This is a genomic window from Kocuria sabuli, from assembly GCF_040981185.1.
Classification (GTDB): Bacteria; Actinomycetota; Actinomycetes; order Actinomycetales; family Micrococcaceae; genus Kocuria; species Kocuria sabuli.
Window position 1 is genome coordinate 32803 of sequence record NZ_JAVHZE010000019.1, and the last position, 17441, is coordinate 50243.

Below are 17441 nucleotides of genomic sequence, written 5' to 3' on the forward strand. Positions count from 1 at the left end.
GCTCAATGCCTTCCGGGTTCCGCCCGGCGGCGCGGTGGTTCCCGCTGCGGGGGCGCCGACCGGCGCTCCGGGGGATGTCTGCACCGGATTCCTCATCGGCTGCGGCTCGGCGGGCGGGACGGTCAGCGGCGCGGCAGGGTCGGGGACGCCCATGGTGGTCTCCTCAGGGAAACTTCCGGGTGGCGAGCTCGACCAGGGTGATGAGCTCGCGGGTGTAGGTGCCCAGGTCGAAACCCGGGTCGGTGACGAGGCGCCCGGAGGCGGTGTCGATGGCGCCGCGGATCACCAGGGCCACGCTGTGGGGGTCGAAGTCCCTGAACTCCCCAGCGTGCTGGCCGGCGCGCAACAGCTCCGCGAGGTGCTCGAGCACCGGGTCGGCTTCGCCGGGGGCGAAGCGCAGGGTGCCGTCGGGCCGCCGGGAGTTGGCTGCGATCTCGACCACCGCTCGGATGTCGGCGGAGTGCTCGCGCAGGAAGGCGAGATTGGCCTCGAGGTAGCCGCGCAGCTTCCCGGCAGGGTCGTCCTCGGTCGCCAGGCGGGCGCCGATCGCCGCCCCGGCGCGGGTGTACACATCAGACACCACGTGTCCGAGCAGTTCGTCTTTGCCGGGGAAGTAGTAGGACACCACGCCCTTGCTCACCCCGGCGCGGCGGGCGATCTCGGCCAGTGAGGCCCGCCCGTATCCGGACTCAGCGATGGCCTCGATCGCACATCTCAGAAGCTGGGCCCGGCGGGCCGTTTCTGTGAAGGTCGCGGAGTTTCCCGACGCCTGGTTTGACCGCATGGTTAAAAGATAGTCCGTCTGGTCAACATGGGGAAGAGGGGGGTTGCGGGACGTACCGGACCGCGTTCGTGGTTCCTCGCGCTGGGGTCTGCGGAAGGCGAATGCGTGCGGAGCACGGTGAACTCGGTAGGACGCCGGGCCCTCGTGAGGGCCGGGGGCGTCCCACCCGCAGGACGACGCACTTCCCTGGCGAGGTGGCTCTGGCCCGAGACCCCGAGGCGGGCGGCGAGTTCCCCGGGACCCCCGCGCTCCGGTTCCGCGTGCAGACGTTCGCGTCTGATGATCTGCGCGGCCACCTCGGGCGGGACGCCGACCACGTCGTCGAACCGCGCGCACCTGACGCGCAGTCCAGTCCGAGTGCTGGGCCAGCCCGGCCAATCGTGCCTGTCCTCCCGTGCACTGACGCTACGACCACACCCACTCCACCGCGGTGAGCCGGAGGCACTGCTCTGGACAGTGGCGACGGCGAGCGTCCCGGCCGCCTGGGCCCGGGTGATCAACACCGAGAGCCTCCGGAGCAGGGACGGTCTCTCCCGCACGAAGGGGAGCAGCGCGTGCTGCGTATCCACGATCAACAGGGCAGTCGTCACGGCCCTCTCCTCGCACCGCGACCCGCGCCGCCATGTCCATCCTGCCCGCGTCCGCTCGGTGCTGCGGGCCCGAGCGATCGGTGGTAGGCCACCAGCCGGTCGGCCAGCTCGACGGGGTGGCCGAGCATGGGGCAGTGGTCCCCGGACATCACGTCGGGTTCGAGGTGGAGCCGGTCCCGGGTGACGTGCCGCATGAACTCCAGCGGCAGGAACCGGTCCCCGTGGCTGAGCAGCACCCGGGTGGGCACCACCGGCCACCTCGGCAGTGGCCAGGGCGTCCCGAACGGGGTAGCCGGTTGTTTGCCCACCAGTCCCCGGGTGCCTCGCCGGGGGCCGGGATCTGTGCCTGGAGCATCACGAGCAGTTCGGCCGAGATCTGGTCCACCACGAGTGGCGCGGTGAAGCCACCGAAGGAGTGGCCGACCACGACGACGTCCCGGCGGGTACCCACCGCCTCGACCACGGTGGTCGCGTAGTCGGACAGTCCCGCCGTGTCGTCGTCGACCGGCAGGTCGACCGCGACCACGTCATGGCCACGGGCTTGAAGTTCAGCCCTGAGCAGGTGCCAGTACCAGGCGTCCACCGCAGCGGCGTGGATCAAGGCGAAAACAGCCATCGTGCGCCCCTTCTGGGGTCGTACCGCGTGCAGCGGCATGGTGTTCCGTCCACCGTGCGTGCTGATCTCGACGCCGTCGGCGGCGGTACTCGCATCCGCACGTGCTGATGGACTGACGTGGCTGTTCTGCGACCCGGGGTGGGATTCACAGGGTGAGCACGAGAACGCCGAGCCCGAGGGTGAGATCGAGGGCCGCGCACCACTCGGCCAGCGACCGGGAAACCACCTCGTGGCGGCGCCAGTGCACGACATCCCATACGGTGTGGCCGATCAGGCCGGCAGCGATCAGCACGCGCCCGGCCTCCGGGGAGAGCCAGAGCGCACCGAGTCCCAGCGCCATGAACCCGACGGCGGCGTAGGGCTGCCACCGGTAGAGGTCCGTCCGCGTCCAGGTGCCGCGGAGGAAACCGACAACGATCGCCGTAGCGATGATCGCGACGATCCCGGCCAGCTCGATCACAGGCCCTGCCGAGGTCAGCCGAGTGACCATCACCAGGGCGACCAGCGCCCCGAGCACCGGCCAGGACCAGCGGGGACGGACGAGCACGGCAATCACCACGTACGCCGTCGTCGCCAGCACCAGCACCAGGAGCGCGCCCGTGATGCTGTGGGGGTCGTCCGTGGCGAGGTTGAACGCGGCGAACGCCAGGCCGAGGAGCGCGGGCCACCGTCGTGCGATCGCCCCTACGAGTCGAGACGCCGGCGATGTCGAGGCCGGAGACGAAAGGGTTGCGGATGAGGAATGGTGATTCATGCCCCGAGGGTAGGACCGGCCGGGCGTCATTCTTCGGGCTCCTCCTCCGCTGCGTCCGGAATCCTGGGATACTCGTCCCACGGATGCTTGGGGGAGATCCTGATGGCTGATCGTGCCACGGCGGTGCTCGCCTACGACGGGGCGGAACTGCTCGACATCGCCTGCATCACCACGCCGTTGTCGCTGGCCAATCTCATCGGTCGGTTGCCCGATCCCTATCGGGTGCAGGTGCTGAGTCTGCACGGGTCCCCGATCCGCTGCCAGACGGGCCTGACGCTGCAGGCCGACGGGACGCTGGAGCACCTGCTCGGGCCGGTCGACACGCTGTTCGTCGCCGGTGGCCTCGGCCACCACCGGGCCGCCGAGGTGGAACCCCTCCTGCGGCACGTGCGGCGCCTGGCAGCCACCAGCAGGCGGGTGGCCTCGGTGTGCACCGGCGCCAGCGTCCTGGCCGCCGCCGGGTTGCTCGACGGGCGGCGGGCCACCACGCACTGGAACTTCGCCGCCGACCTCGCCCGCCGCTACCCGCAGGTCGAGGTTGATCCGAACCCGATCTACATCCGCGACGGGCGAATCGCCACCGCGGCCGGGGTCACCAGCGCCCTGGACCTGACCCTGTCCTTCATCGAGGAGGACCACGGGGTGCCGCTGGCCCGCCAGGTCGCCCGCAACCTCGTGACGTACCTCCAGCGGCCGGGCAGCCAAGCGCAGATGAGCCTGTTCACCGGCGTCTCCGGAGAAGGCAACGACGTGGTGCAGGCGGCGATCGGGTTCATCACCACCCATTGGGACGAGGACCTGTCCACCGCGGCAGTCGCCGACCACGTCGGGGTCAGCCCCCGTCACCTCACCCGGCTCTTCAACACGCATCTGGGTCAGCCCCCGGCCCGTTTCGTGCGCCAGGCCAGAAACGATGCCGCCGCTCGACTCCTGGAGTCCAGCGCGCTGCCGGTCTCTGAGGTTGCCCGGCGGTGCGGGTTCGCCTCCGCCGAGGCGCTGCGGCAGAGCTTCGCGAGCCAGTACGCGATTTCGCCCACCGAGTACCGCGCCCGGTTCACCTCCGCGTCCCTACCCGCTCCCGCGTCGTGACTTCCCGCCGCCGTCGATGGCCCTGTCCGCGGCTGGACTGCGTCCTCTGAAGTCCTCCTTCCATCGCGCATCCGTGAGCCGAAAGGCCAGTGGACGTGAAGCAGGACGCCAGGACCACCCCGGGGCAGATGACCCGGCGATGGGAACGTCACTGTTGTCCGCCCGGCACACCCCTCCGATGCCGGCCCGAGCACGACGTGCGTTCGGGCGCCCCGCGTGGCGGGAGCCGCCGGTGCCCGGAATGACTGCGGCACCTGGTTGGCGTGGAAACCGTTGCCGGACACGGTCGGTCCGATGTGACCGGGGCAGTGCAGCGCGGGAACCGTGGCCGCGTGGACCCGATCCTGTCGGGCGTCCGCCTCGGGGTCGTCGACGAGAGCGTGGCCGGCAACTGGTCGCCGAGGACCCGTACGCCGGCGAGGGCCACGGCCACAGCCTCGGGATCGAGAACGACGCTCCGACCGGTGGCGACGACCACACGGGGGCCTCGGTCGCTTCCATGAGATCACGGTAGGACCGGGCGAAGTCCTTCCGGCGCTGATCGCTCGCTGCGGGTGCTGGCGGGCGATCGGCTACCGTCCATCGGCAATCAGTTCCCGGTGCGGTCCTTGGTGCACGGCCAAGTACATGCGGTCGCGGAGTTCGTTCGCCTCCGCATCGGTCAGCGTGTGGACCAGTGGGCGGATGACGATCCGCACGAGAGCGTTGACCTGATGCCGCGTCAGCCCCAGCCGCGCACGGGCTGACTCCGGAAGATCGTCGTAGCTGCTGCGAGCTCGCACGGTGACACTCTCGATGTCGTCGATGCGGTGGAGGATCGCTGTCCTGATCCGGTCCCCAAGGGTTTCGTCGTCGTCGTCGGCATCGATGACGATCGAGATGTCCCGGCTGATGGACGGGAGCGTCGAGACAGGGCGCCACCGGTCCAGGTCGTTCATCTGGGCCTTGATACGAGGATCGTAGGCGCGGAGGAGGCGAATATCGTCGATTCCCTTCCGTAGCATCAGTGCGCGATCCAGGCCCATTCCCAGCGCCAGACCGGACCACACCCGGGGGTCGAGACCGCAAGATGTCAGCAGGGCGGGAGCGATGAGTCCGCACTCGGCAAGTTCGAGCCACTGCCCCTCGACCAACACATCGAGTTGCCGACCCGCCTCGGTGTATGGGTGATCGGCGGGCACCGCGCGCCATTGTGCTCCTGGCAGCACCGCATCGACGACCACCGCGAGCATTCCGTCGAGGTCCTCGACGCTCATCGAGGTCATCGACGACACTCGCCAGAGATCGACCTGGTGAGGTTCGCCGACATGGGTCCGGTCGATCGAGTCGCGACGATAGACGAGTCCTGGCAGCACGTGCAGCTCATCGACCTGCGCCGAGGGATCGAAGGTGCGGAGCAGCCAGGGGATCGAGGCCGAGGTGTGACTGCGCAACATGACGGTGGGACTGACATAGCGGGAGTATCGGGCGTCGCGCGTGATGGCGTCACTGTCGAAGCCCAGCCGGTCGTAGTTGTCTCCAACAGGAACCAGGGGGCTGGTTCTGAGCCAGCGCGCCGGAATGCCCCACTGCTCCGTGAGGGCGTCCACCACCGTGTCCAGCAACAACTGCATGGCATGGGGGCCGTGGTCCGGGTCGGTCAGGTCACGCAGCTCCAATGCGGCTGCGATGTCTTGGGAGGTGAGGTACGTGGGCATCAGAAGTCCTTGGAACGAGGGCTGGTCAGGGGATGAACTCCCTCAGCCGGCCCGTCGTCCTGGACTCCGCTACATGCGCGCGCTCAGCCCCTGACGGCCGGTTGCCGGCCGAGGGCTGAGAAATCGCTGCACGGTGCGCATACCTCTACGCTAGTGAGCTCCTCCGATAGCCGCAATCCCGGGCCCCTCGGGGTCGTTGTCGCTGGTCGCCGCGCTCATCAACGTCCCCCGACTGCGCCGGGCGAACCAGTTGTGTGACAAGAAGTTGGCGGCCCGCGTGAACGTGGTCCGGATGATTCCAGTCGTGGATCCAGCATCGACCATGTCCCCGCGGACCCCGTTGCAGTTGCGGTTTCCCCGATCGACCCGGGGTCCGGTCTCCTTCGATGGATCCGTTCTTTGTCCCTGCACCTCGACGGCCGGCCACGGCTGGCTACGATCGACGCATGCCCGACGACGTTGCCTTGCGAGAACTGTCGGCCACGGAGAGGGCCCTGCTGGCGACGGCCACGCTCGAGAACCTCAACTGGTGCGGGCAGCGGTTCTCGACGATCGATGTGAGCGTCCGGCCGGAGTTCTCCCACTACACGATCCTTGACCCCCACCGGGGTGACTTCGGGTGGGTGGCGGAAACCGGGACGGAAGCCATCGGCGTCGTATGGGCGCAATACCTCCCCCCGGATGATCCCGGCTACGGTTTCCTCGCCGAGGACACCCCGGAAGTGAGCCTCTGGGTCCGAGACGACTGGCGTGGCCGTGGACTGGGCAGAGCACTGATACGCCGGATCCAGAAGGATGCGCGAACTCGACAGGTGCCTCGGATCAGTCTTTCGGTGGAGGCTGACAACCACGCCAGGAAGCTCTACCGGGCGGAGGGCTTCGTGGACGTTCCCGGCCGCGAAACCGATGGCGTCATGGCCTGGAGCCCATAACGGCCGGTGAATCGACCTGTAAGAAAAACGCGGCCCGTTCCCACATCCGATGTGTACGGCTAGGGTGAGCGCGGGCGGTGTCGCAACGGAATGCTCGCCCGGTTCGGTGATCAGGTGCTGGTGGCAGTGCCTGATCCTGGTCATTCAATTCTTTGGGGGAATCATGACTGATGCACAGCAGGACTCGAGCCCGGAAGAAGGCCCGGCCGACGGTGGCGCGGCTGGTGCCCCGGGCGTCCACGACGGTGGTGCTGACGGCGGCGCCGATTCGGGAGCCGAAGGCCCGGCCGACGGTGGCGCGGCTGGTGCCCCGGGCGTCCACGACGGTGGTGCTGACGGCGGCGCCGATTCGGGAGCCGAAGGCCCGGCCGACGGTGGCGCGGCTGGTGCCCCGGGCGTCCACGACGGTGGTGCTGACGGCGGCGCCGATTCGGGGGCCGAAGGCCCGGCCGACGGCGGTGCGGCTGGTGCCCCGGGCGTCCACGACGGTGGTGCTGACGGGGGAGCCGAAGAACAGGGCAGCTGAGTGTGAGTGCCGCTCGCACCGACTCCCAGGACCCCGGCGCCCCCGGAAGCGCCGGGGTCCTGGAGTCGCGCCTTGTCGACATCGGTCGCGAGAAGTTCGCCCGTGACGTCTGGGGGCGCACAGCGCTGCTGACGCGTGGCGCCAGTGACTTCTCCGATCTGTTCTCCGCCGATGCCGTCGACGAACTGATCGCGCGCCGCGGACTGCGCACGCCCTTCCTGCGCGTCGCCAAGGGCGGCTCCACGTTTCCCGACTCGTCCTTCACCTCTTCCGCCGGCGTGGGCGCCACCATCTCGGATCAGCTCGATGACACCGCGCTGTGGCGGAAGTTCGACGACGGCGCCACGCTCGTCCTCCAGGCACTGCACCGCACCTGGGAGCCGGCCGCGGACCTCTGCACCAGGCTGAGCACCGAACTCGGACATCCGGTGCAGGCCAATGCCTACATCACCCCGCCTCAGAACCGCGGGTTCGACGATCACTACGACGTCCACGACGTCTTCGTGCTGCAGATCGCGGGAACCAAACGCTGGATCATCCGCGAGCCCGTCCACGTGGACCCGCTGCGTGACCAGCCCTGGACCGATCACCGTTCTGCCGTTGCCGAGGCGGCGAAAGGCAGCGCCTATCTCGATGTTGTGCTCGAGCCCGGCGATGCCCTCTATCTGCCGCGCGGGTGGTTGCATGCCGCCCAGGCTCAGGGGGCGGTCTCCATCCATCTCACGCTCGGAGTCCACAGCTGGACCCGCTACGGCCTGGCCGAACAACTGGCCCAGGCCGCGCTGGAGTCGCTGCGCGACGATCCTGCGATGCGCAGGACGCTGCCCTTGGGCGTCGACGGGCCGAGCGGGGACATCGACACCATCCGTGAGCGCCTCGCCGCCGCCATCACCGAAGCTGATTCCACCCCCCTGTTCCACCGCACCCGGCGAGGACAGGGGCGTCCGGCACCGCTCGGTCCGCTGGCCCAGCTCACCGCCGTCGAGGCCCTGGGCACCGGGGTCGCGGTACGGCTCCGCGGCGCACTGGAAGCACGGCTGGAGGGCTCGCGCCTGACCACGCGTGTGGGCTGGCTCGACTTCCCGGAGACCGACCTGCCCGCAGTCACGCGTCTGCTCGACGGCGCGGTGCACTGGGCGGACGATCTCGGCGCCGAACTCGTCGAACGACTGCTGCGCGCGGGGGTCCTCGTTCCCGCCGAACAGTGACATCGCCGCAGTGACTGCTACGGAACGCTTCTTCTGCGCCGAGAGCGCCCGGTCGCGCGGCGACCCGATGGCAGGGACGGCGCCGCGCGGCTTTGCGTGGGTCCTCATCGAACACCGGGGAGGATGGCCGATCAACGGATTCGACGGTCTCGACATCGAGCCGCAGACCAAGGCGCTCGTGTTCTCCGCCGCGCAAGCAGCGCGGGCGCGAATAGTTCTGATCAGAAGACACGGTCGTCGCAGCCACGAGGGCCCCAGCCGATGGGCCGTGCTGCACCACGAGAACTCCGGCTGCCGTCAGCGCTGGGGAACGTGGGCGCGCGACGAGGATCTGGCGGAGATCGCCGGAGCGCTCCGTGCGACCGGAGAGCTCGGCCATCCACCGGTCATCCTGGTCTGTGCTCACGGGCAGCACGATGCCTGCTGTGCTGTGCGTGGACGGCCCGTGGGGCGCGCCCTGAGCGAGCGCTGGCCGGAGCTGGTCTGGGAATGCACGCACGTCGGCGGGGACAGGTTCGCCGCCAACGTCGTCGTCGTCCCCGACGGGGTCTACTACGGCGGACTCGATGCCGGGTCCGCCCTCACCACGCTGGACGAGCACCTCGCCGACCGTGTCCGCGCAGAACATCTGCGCGGATACACGGATCTTCTCCCGCCGCAGCAGGCGGCTGTCGCGGCCGCGCTCGGACGTTTCGGGCCGGCCGGCCGCAACGACTACACGGTCACCGAGACCGTCCGCCACGGCGACCACTGGCGGATCCTCCTCACCGGCCGCCCACCGCATCCGGGCCATGTCGACGTCGAGCTGAAGGCCCGCCGCCAACCGCCGTGCCAGCTGACCTGCCGCGGACCGGCGACGAGCTCGACCACCGTCTACGAGACCATCTCGATCCACATCGTCTGAAAGAGGGACGGTCACAGGACCGGGCAAGAGGCAACGAGGGCGTCCCTTCGCTGCGCATCTGGCCGATTGCAGGGCCCTGGTGAGCTCACCGGGATGGTTCCAGCCGGGGAATCCGCAATGACCACCTTCCACGCGGACCGTGTTGCAGTCACGGTCTCTTTGCGGACGCGGGCAGGCGATCGACGGCCTGGACCGGTCGAGGCGGTTCAGGCGCTCGTCCGGGTGAAGGTCAGGTGGGTGACTCCTGTAGGCGAGCAGGTGGCCTCGACCTGGTAGTCCGCCTCCAGACCCTCGAGCCCCTCCCAGAGGCGCACGCCGCGGCCCAGCAGGATCGGGACCATCACCACGTGCAGATGATCGACGAGCCCGGCCGCGAGGAAGTCGCGGACCATGGTGGGGCCTCCGCCGATGCGCACATCCCGGCCGGCCGCGGCCTCGCGCGCCGTCTCGAGCGCCTCCGCGGGCGAGGCGTCCAGGAAGTGGAACGTGGTGCCGTCCTCCATCTCGATCGATGGGCGCGGGGAATGGGTGAGGACGAAGACGGGAGTGTGGAACGGTGGGTTGGGACCCCACCAGCCCGTCCATCCGCGGTCCTCGTGCCAGCCGGGAGGCCCGAACTTCCCCGCCCCCATGATCTCGGCGCCGATCCCCACGCCGTGCTGCCGGGCGAACGCGTCGTCCACGCCACCGCTGCCGCCGGGATCCCACCACCGGGTGGCGATCATCCATTCGTGCAGCCTCTGCCCGGCGTGCCCGAAGGGGGCGTCCTGGCTCAGGCCCTCACCGGTGCCGAAGCCGTCGAGCGAGATGGAGAAGTTGTGGACGCGGGCCCGTGACATGGCTGGTGCTCCTTCGACCTCGGCGACTCCGTCGTCCCACGATGATGACTGCTCGGCGCCCGCGGGGAAAGAGACACCTGTCACCGAGGTCCTGTGTCACCGACTCCCCGATCCGCCTGCGGTTCGTCCGACGGCGGCGGGGGCCCTGTTCCCAGCGGCCGGTCCAGAGGGGAGTGTTCTCACCGTGGTCGGTGGGGTTCGCTCTGACCGGCCCAGACGCCGCGGACGTGACGCAGGTGGGTGGTCATGATCGATGCCGCCCGTTCCGGGTCGTGGGCTTCCATGGCATCGAGGAGCAGCTCGTGCTCCTTGGTGGACTGCAGGAAGTTGGGGGAGCCGGCCATCTTGTCCAGACCGAAGAGGCGACTCTGGTCCCGCAGCGAGCCGACGATCTCGAGGAGCTTGGGGTTGTCGAGGGCGGCCAGGATGGACAGGTGGAATTCCCGGTCCGTGTCCAGGAACCCGACCCACTCACCGGCTCGGGCGAAGACCTCGGTCCTGCGGCTCAGCTGACGGAGGGGATCGAAGTCCTCGATGAGTGCCCGCTCGGTGATCTCTCGTACCGCTGAGACTTCGAGCATGGTGCGGATCTGGACGATGTCGTCGAGTTCCTTGCTGGAGGGTGTGCGCACGCGGAAACCACGGTTGCGCTTCACCTCGATCAGGCCCTCCCGGGTCAGGTCGTGCAGCGCCTCGCGCACCGGGGTGATCGAGACGTTGAGCTTCTCGGCGATCTCCCCGATGGAGTACATGGTGCCCGGCTCGAGCCGCCCCGAGATGATCTGCGCGCGGATGATCCGGGCGGCCTGCTCCCGGTAGCTCTGCGTCGCGACGGCCTGGGCGGGGCTGTCGTTCCACGTGAGAGGAATGCTCACGGTTTCCTCCACTTCGGGCTCGTTCTCAAGGTGTCATACCCACAGTAGCCGGGCCACCCTGCGGGATCCTGAGGTCAAGGGGGAGGGCTCTCGCGGATGTCCCCTGGCGAGTGCTGGTCCCGTCCGGGGGGCGACGTGGCGCCCACCGGACGGGACCGAACCGCTGGGGTCGGCATCCTCCCGCCGCGGGTCAGAAACGGTCGGCGGCCAGACCGACTCGGTGGCGTGCCGGTACCTGCCCGGTGGCCAGCTCGGCGATCAGCCGGCCCGTGGGCGGCGCGAGGCTGATGCCCAGCATGGCGTGGCCGGTGGCGACGAGCACGCGCGGCTGCCGCGGCAGCGGCCCGATGATGGGCAGCCCGTCGGGAGTCATGGGACGCAGCCCGGTCCACGGCCGGGGCTTCTCGTCGAGCTCCGGCCACCGTGTGAAGTAGGACGGGAGGCTGGAGAGGATGCCACCGGCCCGGACGGAGTCGATGCGTTCGTCGATCCCGCCGAAGCCCATGGTCCCGGCGACGCGGACCTTGGTGTCCAGAGGGGTGATGGCGACCTTCGCCTCGGCGAGGTACAGGGGGCGGGTGGGTCCGTCGGGCTGCAGCGGCAGGTCGTAGCCGTAGCCCTTGCCCGCCTGGACGGTGACCTCCTCGTGGATGCCGGCCAGGACCTGGTTGCTCCAGACACCGGCGGCCACCACGATCCGGTCGGCCCTGAGCACCTCCTCGCCCACGACCACCGAGACGGAGGAGTCCGGCTCCTGCCGCAGGGAGGCCTGGCGGCCCAGGCGGAACTCGACGCCGTCCCGTCGGCAGGCGGCGGCGAGGCCGTCGGTGAACGAGGCGGGGTCCACCGAACGGTCGCCGACGCTCTCCAGCCCGCCGGCGAGTCCGGGAGCGAAGGAGGGCGTCTCCCGGGCCAGGTCCTGCGGGGTCAGCGCACGCCAGGAGAAACCGGGGATGCGCTCGGCCACGGTCTCGAGCTCCACCGCGTGCGCCTCGAGCTTCTTCCGGTCCCGGAACAGCATGGTCAGCGGATCGGCGTGGGCCTCGAACTGCACCCCGTCGGCGCTCAGCTCGTCGAACAGCTCCAGCGTCTCCGCGCTCAGGTCCGACAGGACCTCGAGTCCGGCCTCGAACCGGGCGGTGGTGCAGTTACGCAGCATGATCGCCATGAACCGCAGGAACTGCGGGCTGAGGGAGGGGGTGACGTAGAGCGGGCTGTCCCGGCGCAGCATCCAGCGCGCGGCCTGGAGCATCATGCCGGGGGCCGGGACGGGGGCCGACATGCTGGGCACGATCCAGCCGGCGTTGTGGTGGGACGCCTTGGACCCGGGGGGTGCCGGGTCCACGACGGTGACCTCGGCCCCGCTCCTGCGCAGGTAGTACGCCGAGGACAGGCCGATGGCTCCGGCGCCGATGACGATGGCTCTCATGTGTTCCTTCCTAGGGGCTCGTCGTGGTGCGGTGGCGCCACGATCTGAGCGGACGTCCTCAACCCTGACCGGGGACGAGGTTCTCGTAGACGACGCAGGCGGTGACCAGGTCCTGCCACCCCATGCCCACGGACTTGAAGAATGCCGGGCCTTTTCGGGATGGGGCGCCGTTGCGGACGAGGGTGGAGAGATCGTGCAGGTCCTCGCGCGTGATGGTCCCGTGGTCGATGCCGATGATCACGTCCCCGGCCTCGCGCAGGGCTGTCTCGACGTCCTCGACGTACACGGTGCTGCGGGCCAGCAGGGCGTCGTCGACCTCGCGGGCGTGGGGTTCGTGCGAGCCGACGGCGACCACCACGGCGTCCTCGCGCACGAGGGAGCCGTCGAAGAGCGGCTCCCGGGCGCTGGTGCAGCAGGTGATCAGCTCGGCATCGGCCGCATCGGCGGCGGTGCCCCGGCGGGCGGCGTGGCCCTCGGCGCGCAGCTGCTCGATCAGGGCCACCGTCGAGGCCTCCGACCGGCCCACCACGGTGACCGCCCGCAGCTCCCGCACGGCAGCCACGGCCCGGACGTGGTACAGGGCCTGGGGCCCGGTGCCGAAGACCAGCAGGGAGGCGGCTGCGGCCGGGGCGAGGTGATGGACGGCCAGGGCCGAGATGGCGGGGGTGCGGATGGCGGTGAGAGCGACGCCGTCGATGAGCGCCAGCGGCCGCAGGGTGTCGGCGTCGAAGAGCAGGTAGTTGCCCTGGATCTTCGGCAGCCCCCGTGCGGAGTTGCCCGGCGCCACCGTGAGCACCTTCACCCCGGCGTAGGCGCCGTGCTCGCCCGGCATGAGCAGGAGGCTGCCCTGCTCCAGCGGGACGCTGCTGCGGGGCAGGGACTTCTCCGGGTCCAGCCCGGAGTGCAGAGCGCGTTCGAGGGCCGCGATGGCCGTGCCCAGGGGCAGCTGATCGGAGACCTGGTCGGTGGTGATGACGGTGATGTCGCTGGATGTGGTCAGGGGCATGGTGGTCTCTCCAGGATGGCGGGGAAGGGACGGCTCGGCACGGTGTGCTGGGCGGACCCGGGTCGGTGGCCCGGGTCCGCCCCGCACGTCAGCGTGAAGGACAGGTGGATCGCGTCACGGCGCGGGGGTGCGGGCCGTGGTCCCCGCCTCGGGCGCCGGTGTGCGGTTGCCCATGATGGTGCTGCGGTCGGCGTGGGCCACGAGGGGGAGCTGCCCGGTGCGGAGGTCCTCGCGGTGGCCGAAGATCTCTCGCCGGATCACCTTCGAGAGCAGGAAGACGCCCAGGAGGTTGGGAACGGTCATGAGGAAGAACATGGCGTCGGAGAAGCGGATCACGGTGTCCAGGGAGACAGCGGCGCCGACCACGATCATGACGACCCACACGAGGTCGTAGAGGCGTTCGGCGATCTTGTTGTCGCCGAAGAGGTAGCCGGTGGCCTTCTTGCCGTAGTAGGAGTAGCTCAGGATCGTCGAGAAGGCGAAGAGCACCACGCAGACGGTCAGCAGGTACGGGAAGAACGAGTTCACGGTGGCGAAGGCGGCGGTGGTGATGCCCACGCCGTCGCCCGAGGTGTTCAGGTACTGCCCGGTGACGATGACGGCGAGGGCGGTCATCGTGCAGATCACCACGGAGTCGATGAACGGCTCCCAGGCCGCGACGAAGCCCTCCTGGGCCGGGCGGCGGTTCTTGGTCACCGAGTGGGCCAGTCCCGCCGTGCCGACGCCGGCGGCGTTGGAGAACACGGCGCGCTGGATGCCGATGATGGCCACTCCGACGATGCCACCGGTGACCCCCTCCCCGGTGAAGGCGCTGGAGAAGATGAGGGCGATCGCTGCGGGCAGCTGGGTGATGTTCACGGCGAGGATCACGAGCACGCACCCGAGGTAGAGCATGGCCATCAAGGGGGTGAGCTTGCTGGTCCAGCGGGCGATGGAGGTGATGCCGCCGAGGATCACGACGCCGGCGACGACGGCGACCCCCAGACCGATCAGCCAGGCGGAGCCGGCGAAGAAGCTGTCCTCGCCCCCGGTGGCCAGGGTCACCTGGGCGGCGAGCTGGTTGGCCTGGAAGACGTTGCCGGCCCCGAGGGCGCCGATCATCATGAAGATCGCGAAGGCGTAGGAGAGCACCTTGCCCAGCCGCGGCATCCCGCGGGCGGCCAGGCCGTCGCGCAGGTAGTACATGGGCCCGCCGGAGATGGTGCCGTCGGCGTGGACCCGGCGGTACTTCTGGCCCAGGGTGGCCTCGGCCATCTTGACCGACATGCCCAGCAGGCCGGCGATGATGATCCACAGGGAGGCGCCGGGTCCGCCGATGGAGATGGCCACGGCCACACCGGCGATGTTGCCCAGGCCCACCGTGCCGGAGAGCTCGGTGGCCAGGGCCTGGAAGCTGGTGACCTGTCCGGGGTCGTCGTAGCGGTTGTAGTGCCCGCGGATGATCCTGAGGCTGTGCGGCATGTCGCGCCACGGCTTGAAGCCCACCAGCACGGTGAGGAAGACGGCTCCGCCGAAGAGCCACACGACCAGCAGCGGCAGCTGGGCCTCGCCGATCGGCACGGCGAAGAAGACGATCGATTCGAGGACGCCGACCAGGGGGCCGAAGAAGCTCTCCAGCGCCTCGTCCACGCTCGCGCGCGGAACCAGGGGCACAGTCGTCGGCACGGTGAGTGCAGCATTCATACCGGCATCACCGCAGGTGACCGGTCGGGCGAGATAGCGGAATTCATGGCTGTGCTCCTGGTGGCAAGGGTCTGGGCATCGACAGCAGTCGACGGGAGGCGGAGTGGGAGAGCTGTGCTTCTCAACGACGGCAACCGTCCTGTGCGAGACCGGGTCCGGAGGGCAGCAGGACCATGCCGTCCTTGCCGCGCCGGACGGCCGCGCTCTGGTGTGCCGCGCTCTGGTGTGCCGGGTTGCAGCCGGCGCCGCCCGGACCGGTCATCGCGCCCGGTGCCGCGTCCGGCTCGGTCCCGCGGGGACCGAGCGCCGACCGCAGACGGCGGGAACGCCGTGCAGGCTCACCATGTGCTGCGGGCGAGGAGAAGCGTCCATCTCTCCTCCTGTCGTGCTCGGGGTCGCAAGGACCGTGAGGTGCATCGGATGCTCCCCAGCGTAACCGACCGAGGTGTAATACCTTACTGATTCTCAGAATCTTTTCCTCGCCGAATTATGATCGTTACAAGGGCTGCTGTGGTTGCAGCGGACCTCCGGGAATGTGGACATGTGTGCTGCTGTGCCTCTTCGGCCGGCCTCTCCTGGTCGGCCAACCGGAGGACGTGGCACTGCCCCAGCGTGCGGAAGCGCAGGTTCGGGCGTGAAACCTCACCGGGTTGCGAACGGCTTCCTCCGGATCCAGCACTCCCTGCCCGCAGCCCGCCGAGGCGATCCTCTGCCGGAGCCCGCGACCTTCGACGTTCTCACCGGGGAATCCGTCGCCCTCTCGCCGTCATCGCGGGCCTCGAGGAGAACTTCGGTGACGGTGAGGACGAGGTCGCCCTCACCGTCCGGCGGGAGGGCGCCCACGGCCACCGTCGGGCCCGGCCTCTGGTGCCGCCTGTGCGCCACCATGTGCTGCCCGTAGGCGGGGCAAGCCCGCCAGGAGGATCATCGGTAAGCTGTTGTGCGTGATCACCACGCGCACGGATTGAAGGGGGATGGGGGAGACGGACCGGAAACGCCGCCGCGCCCCCGACTGCCCATGGCGAAATCCCTGACGATCGGCGACCTGGTCGCGAGCCCGGTGCTGGGCACGCGCATGCACAGTGGCGCGTCCGGGCTCAACCGTTCCGTTCTGTGGGCGCACTCGTGCGAGCTGCAGGACCCGGGACGGTGGCTCCAGCCGCACGAGCTGCTCATGACCGTGGGCATGTGCATCCCGGCCGGCAGTGATGCCCAGCGCGCGTTCATCGCCGACCTCGACGAGGCGGGTCTGGCCGGGATCGCGATCGGCGACCACGGGTTCGCCCCCCCGCTCACCCGTGCCCTGGCCGAGGAGTCGGACGAGCGCGGCTTCCCTGTGCTGCTCACCGAGCGGCAGACCCCGTTCGTCGCCCTGTCCCGGATGGTGGCCTCCTTCGGAGCCGAGGAGCAGTCCATGGGCGTGCTGCGCCTGGCCAAGCTCTACAACGTGGCGGGCCGGCGCGAGCTGGCTGAGAAGAGGTCCGGACGGCCGCTCGCTGAGCTCTTCTCCACCTCCGTCACCGTGGTCGACGACGAGACGGGATGCGTGGTGATCGGCGATGGAGCGGTGGCCCCGGCGAGCGGTCGGCGGCGCCCGCTGCGGACGCTGCGACCCACACATCTGCTGCTCGAGAACGACGAGTTTTTGGACGGCCTGTCGCTGGTGCATCTCTCCCAGGTGCTCGAGGTCGATGCCAATGAGCTGCTGCAGGCTGCCGTGGACCACGTCGAGCGCGGCGAAGAGGTCCTGGCCCGATCGCTGGCGAGCCGGGCCGACGCCGGTCACGCGCTCACCGAGCGGTGGGGCGTGGAGCGACCCGGCTACCAGGTGATGGTCACCGAGTGTGAGGTCGCGGCTCGGGCGCCGCTCAGACTGGCCCTCGACGATTCGCCGGCTGTCTGCGGGCAGATGGGCGGACGTCAGGTCGTTGCGGTGCCCGTCGCTGCCGTGAAGGGGGTGCGGCTGCGCCTGGACGAGCTGGGTCTCGTGGTCGGGGGCTCCGCGGTGCATCACGATGAAGGCGATCTCGGCGGCGCGATAGAAGAGGCTGTGTCCGAGTACCTGTTCGCCAAGGCCCGGGGTCAGCGGTGGCGCGAGTTCCGCGGCGAACGGCTCTCCCTGCTGGGGCGGTCCCGCTCCGAGCGGACGCATATCGTCCAGAGCGTCCTGGGCCCGCTGGCCGGTGAGGACCCGAAGATGACCGCGTTGCGCGAGACGCTCTTCGCGTTCCTGGATCACGACCAGCAGTGGAACGACACTGCCCGGGCCCAGAACCTGCACCGGCAGAGCGTGGCCTACCGCCTGAACCGGGTCGAAGAGCTGACCGGGCGCAGCGTGCGCCGTACGCAGCATCTCGCCGAGTTCTGGCTCGCCCGCACAGCATGGGAACAGTTCGCCCTGGAGCGCGGGAAGTAACTCCACCCGACCCCCAGATTGTCACTTTTGACAAATATTTGCGGATATATAGCTGTTCGTCTGATAGCCGAGCCGCTGAGCACCCTCGTAGCC

General features: G+C 69.5%; 14 protein-coding genes. 5 read left to right on the plus strand and 9 right to left on the minus strand.

Annotated features, from left to right (window positions below; genetic code table 11):
• Positions 1 to 163: 163 nt before the first annotated feature.
• The 3 genes from RE027_RS15180 to RE027_RS15190 all read right to left on the minus strand — a co-directional run bounded on the left by RE027_RS15180 (position 164) and on the right by RE027_RS15190 (position 2744).
• Entirely contained in the window at positions 164 to 784 is a 621-nt protein-coding gene (locus RE027_RS15180) for a TetR/AcrR family transcriptional regulator (RefSeq protein WP_368809112.1), read from the minus strand.
• Between the two features lie 738 nt (positions 785 to 1522).
• Positions 1523 to 1990 (minus strand): alpha/beta fold hydrolase, encoded by a 468-nt coding sequence (locus RE027_RS15185; protein ID WP_368809113.1) that lies wholly within the window; start codon positions 1988 to 1990, stop codon positions 1523 to 1525.
• A 145-nt stretch (positions 1991 to 2135) separates the two neighbouring features.
• Positions 2136 to 2744 carry a hypothetical protein gene (locus RE027_RS15190; RefSeq protein ID WP_368809114.1) on the minus strand — a complete coding sequence of 203 codons (609 nt, stop codon included), beginning with the start codon at positions 2742 to 2744 and terminating at the stop codon, positions 2136 to 2138.
• Positions 2745 to 2846: 102 nt separating this feature from the next.
• On the opposite strand from RE027_RS15190, the gene RE027_RS15195 reads away from it, so the two are divergent.
• Entirely contained in the window at positions 2847 to 3833 is a 987-nt protein-coding gene (locus RE027_RS15195) for a GlxA family transcriptional regulator (protein ID WP_368809115.1), read from the plus strand.
• 572 nt (positions 3834 to 4405) lie between these two features.
• Here RE027_RS15195 and srmL read toward each other — a convergent pair.
• Positions 4406 to 5530, minus strand: coding sequence for a PheS-related mystery ligase SrmL (gene srmL, locus RE027_RS15200; RefSeq protein WP_368809116.1), 1125 nt, complete (start codon positions 5528 to 5530; stop codon positions 4406 to 4408).
• A 446-nt stretch (positions 5531 to 5976) separates the two neighbouring features.
• Between srmL and RE027_RS15205 the strand changes: the two genes are divergently transcribed.
• The 3 genes from RE027_RS15205 to RE027_RS15215 all read left to right on the plus strand — a co-directional run bounded on the left by RE027_RS15205 (position 5977) and on the right by RE027_RS15215 (position 9100).
• Positions 5977 to 6462, plus strand: a complete 486-nt coding sequence (locus RE027_RS15205) for a GNAT family N-acetyltransferase (protein ID WP_368809117.1) — start codon at positions 5977 to 5979, stop codon at positions 6460 to 6462.
• Between the two features lie 528 nt (positions 6463 to 6990).
• Positions 6991 to 8196 (plus strand): cupin domain-containing protein, encoded by a 1206-nt coding sequence (locus RE027_RS15210; RefSeq protein WP_368809118.1) that lies wholly within the window; start codon positions 6991 to 6993, stop codon positions 8194 to 8196.
• Between the two features lie 67 nt (positions 8197 to 8263).
• Positions 8264 to 9100 (plus strand): sucrase ferredoxin, encoded by an 837-nt coding sequence (locus tag RE027_RS15215; RefSeq protein WP_368809119.1) that lies wholly within the window; start codon positions 8264 to 8266, stop codon positions 9098 to 9100.
• 206 nt (positions 9101 to 9306) lie between these two features.
• Here RE027_RS15215 and RE027_RS15220 read toward each other — a convergent pair whose 3' ends face one another.
• The 5 genes from RE027_RS15220 to RE027_RS15240 all read right to left on the minus strand — a co-directional run bounded on the left by RE027_RS15220 (position 9307) and on the right by RE027_RS15240 (position 14932).
• Entirely contained in the window at positions 9307 to 9939 is a 633-nt protein-coding gene (locus RE027_RS15220) for a dihydrofolate reductase family protein (RefSeq protein ID WP_368809120.1), read from the minus strand.
• A 179-nt stretch (positions 9940 to 10118) separates the two neighbouring features.
• Entirely contained in the window at positions 10119 to 10814 is a 696-nt protein-coding gene (locus tag RE027_RS15225) for a GntR family transcriptional regulator (protein WP_368809121.1), read from the minus strand.
• A gap of 190 nt (positions 10815 to 11004) precedes the next feature.
• The gene (locus RE027_RS15230) at positions 11005 to 12243 is read right to left on the minus strand and encodes an FAD-dependent oxidoreductase (RefSeq protein ID WP_368809122.1); all 1239 of its coding nucleotides are present in this window, start codon (positions 12241 to 12243) and stop codon (positions 11005 to 11007) included.
• Between the two features lie 58 nt (positions 12244 to 12301).
• A complete protein-coding gene (locus RE027_RS15235) occupies positions 12302 to 13249 on the minus strand; it encodes an ornithine cyclodeaminase family protein (RefSeq protein WP_368809123.1) in 948 nt (315 codons plus the stop codon).
• A 114-nt stretch (positions 13250 to 13363) separates the two neighbouring features.
• A complete protein-coding gene (locus RE027_RS15240) occupies positions 13364 to 14932 on the minus strand; it encodes an alanine/glycine:cation symporter family protein (RefSeq protein WP_368809124.1) in 1569 nt (522 codons plus the stop codon).
• A 1018-nt stretch (positions 14933 to 15950) separates the two neighbouring features.
• On the opposite strand from RE027_RS15240, the gene RE027_RS15245 reads away from it, so the two are divergent.
• Positions 15951 to 17348 (plus strand): PucR family transcriptional regulator, encoded by a 1398-nt coding sequence (locus tag RE027_RS15245; protein WP_368809125.1) that lies wholly within the window; start codon positions 15951 to 15953, stop codon positions 17346 to 17348.
• The last annotated feature ends 93 nt before the right edge of the window (positions 17349 to 17441 follow it).